This window comes from Kurthia senegalensis (assembly GCF_000285595.1).
Lineage (GTDB): Bacteria > Bacillota > Bacilli > Bacillales_A > Planococcaceae > Kurthia > Kurthia senegalensis.
Window position 1 is genome coordinate 1 of the sequence record NZ_CAEW01000047.1, and the last position, 1,687, is coordinate 1,687.

General features: G+C 38.4%; 10 tRNA genes. All 10 read right to left on the reverse strand.

The annotated features are described in order from the left end of the window. Positions 1-785: 785 nt before the first annotated feature. Positions 786-858, reverse strand: a tRNA-Lys gene (locus KSHG_RS15455). Between the two features lie 6 nt (positions 859-864). Then, positions 865-940: transfer RNA gene (locus tag KSHG_RS15460), tRNA-Thr, on the reverse strand. A 9-nt stretch (positions 941-949) separates the two neighbouring features. Beyond that, positions 950-1,021 (reverse strand) — tRNA-Glu (locus KSHG_RS15465). A 1-nt stretch (position 1,022) separates the two neighbouring features. Then, positions 1,023-1,099: transfer RNA gene (locus KSHG_RS15470), tRNA-Asn, on the reverse strand. 31 nt (positions 1,100-1,130) lie between these two features. Continuing rightward, positions 1,131-1,207, reverse strand: a tRNA-Ile gene (locus KSHG_RS15475). A 7-nt stretch (positions 1,208-1,214) separates the two neighbouring features. Continuing rightward, a tRNA-Phe gene (locus tag KSHG_RS15480) sits at positions 1,215-1,290 on the reverse strand. Positions 1,291-1,299: 9 nt separating this feature from the next. Further along, positions 1,300-1,376, reverse strand: a tRNA-Asp gene (locus tag KSHG_RS15485). 17 nt (positions 1,377-1,393) lie between these two features. Beyond that, positions 1,394-1,486, reverse strand: a tRNA-Ser gene (locus KSHG_RS15490). 10 nt (positions 1,487-1,496) lie between these two features. Further along, a tRNA-Met gene (locus tag KSHG_RS15495) sits at positions 1,497-1,570 on the reverse strand. 28 nt (positions 1,571-1,598) lie between these two features. Next, a tRNA-Ala gene (locus KSHG_RS15500) sits at positions 1,599-1,674 on the reverse strand. Positions 1,675-1,687 lie beyond the last annotated feature (13 nt).

Sequence of the window (1,687 nt, forward strand, 5' to 3'; positions counted from 1 at the left end):
TTTGAACCGAATTTATTGTGATACAATCTTGCTTGTTCAGTTTTCAAGGTTCATCATGTGTCGTTCTTGACGACTTAATAATAATACCATTTCGCAAGTTATTTGTCAATAACTTTTTTAAAAAAGTTTTATTTTTTAAGTTGCTTAGTTGTTTATTTCTTAACGACAAGATATATTATACACCATACATATATAATTACAATACCTTTTTAAAACTTTTTTTAAAATACTTAAAGTTATACATTTAACAGTAATAAATATAGATGATTTCAATTCAATCTATCTATTCTAACTTAAATACATAAGTATTCCTCTTCTATAAACCTCATTATATGTATTTAAATTAAATCTAATGATTAAAAAAGAAAGATCATATTAAACCGCCTCTATTATTCTATCTTTCTCAATATAGAAGTCCATTTCAATTAAGTACTCTTTAAAATACAATTTACAATTAGATACTTTATAAGTGCAGCTAATAAATATAGAAAGAGCTCTTTTCTTTTGATTTAAGAAAAACTAATTACTTTCAAAATAATTTAATCAACTTCATTAAATTATTCATCTCCATTCTTCCAAAAGAAATAAAAACTTCTGAATTAATGCTCGCAATTATTAGATTGTCATTCTGTTAGAAAGTTTAAATCAATGAAAACAAAAGGGCTATCTTCGATCAATTACAAATCAAAGACATCCCCTTTTTAACTATTATATAAAACGTAATGCGTACTAAAGATATTAATTTAGAACAACAAAAAAAGAGTACATAATGTACTCTTCTAGTATGAGTCATGCAGGATTCGAACCAGCGACCCTCTGATTAAAAGTCAGATGCTCTACCAACTGAGCTAATGACTCAAGCTATGGTGCCGGCGAAAGGAGTCGAACCCTCGACCTACTGATTACAAGTCAGTTGCTCTACCAACTGAGCTACACCGGCATATTAAAATGACCCCTACGGGATTCGAACCCGTGTTACCGCCGTGAAAGGGCGGTGTCTTAACCGCTTGACCAAGGGGCCATGGCTCCGTTGGCAGGACTCGAACCTGCGACCCTCTGATTAACAGTCAGATGCTACTACCAACTGAGCTACAACGGAATAATAATATTTCATGCTTGTTTTTTATTAATGGTGGGCCTAAATGGACTCGAACCATCGACCTCACGCTTATCAGGCGTGCGCTCTAACCAGCTGAGCTATAGGCCCATTAATATGGTGGGTTTGGACGGAATCGAACCGCCGACACTTAGAGCTTCAATCTAATGCTCTACCAACTGAGCTACAAACCCACAATAAAGTGGCGGTCCGGACGGGACTCGAACCCGCGACCTCCTGCGTGACAGGCAGGCATTCTAACCAGCTGAACTACCGGACCGTATAAAATTTAAAAAATGGAGGAGGTAGAGGGATTCGAACCCCCGCGCGGTTTGACCCGCCTGTTGGTTTTCAAGACCAATCCCTTCAGCCGGACTTGGGTATACCTCCGAGAAAAATATGGCGGCCGAGGGGATCGAACCCCCGACCTCCCGGGTATGAACCGGACGCTCTAGCCAGCTGAGCTAGGCCGCCATAATAGAAAATATTAAGTTAATAATATTGGTGGAGCCTAGCGGGATCGAACCGCTGACCTCCTGCGTGCAAGGCAGGCGCTCTCCCAGCTGAGCTAAGGCCCCAATATAAATATAA